This is a genomic window from Bradyrhizobium sp. Leo114 (genome assembly GCF_055229415.2).
The window spans coordinates 1-576 of the sequence record NZ_JBUYEN020000205.1 but is presented as its reverse complement, the minus strand read 5'-3'; the positions used below and the strand labels follow the sequence as shown (position 1 = coordinate 576).

Genomic DNA, 576 nt, shown 5'->3' with positions numbered 1-576 from the left:
GGTGTGCGTTCGGAGGCCGAGCGGGCTCGGATCGTCGCGGAAAGTCTGCTGCCCGGTGCTCAGGTGTCTGAGGTGGCGCGCAGGCACGGGGCGACGCGTTGGCAGATTTACGATTGGCGACGACGCTTTCGCCGGCGAGGCGTATTGCCGTCGTGCGAGGCTTCGCAGCCGACATTCGCGCCGCTGGTCGTGGAAGGTGCGTTGGAGGAGCATCACGTTCCGGCGATCAAGCTTGAGATAGCGATCGGCGATGTCGTGGTGCGGACGGACACGGCTATAGATGGCGAGCAGCTATCTCGGGTGATCCGCGCGGTACGAGCGTCACGATGATCGCGGCCGGTGCTGATCTGAAGATTTACATGGCAACGCGGCCGATTGACTTCCGCTGTGGCCATGATGGGCTTGCTGCGAAGGTGCAGGAGATGCTTCGTCTCGATCCGTTCAGCGGGGCAGCCTTCGTGTTCCGATCGAAACGAGCGGACCGGATCAAGATTTTGGTCTGGGATCGAACGGGCCTGGTATTGGTGCACAAGCGCCTCGAAGGCTGCAAGTTCGTTTGGCCAACGATCGCGGACG

2 protein-coding genes are annotated in these 576 nt (G+C 62.3%); both read left to right on the top strand.

From position 1 onward, the window contains the following. A partial coding sequence (tnpA, locus tag ACZIRK_RS45425) for an IS66-like element accessory protein TnpA (protein WP_463703554.1) occupies positions 1-330 on the top strand: 330 nt, incomplete at its 5' end. Continuing rightward, on the top strand, positions 327-576 hold a 250-nt coding region (tnpB, locus tag ACZIRK_RS45420), incomplete at its 3' end, for an IS66 family insertion sequence element accessory protein TnpB (RefSeq protein WP_463703696.1). The genes tnpA and tnpB, both read left to right, overlap by 4 nt.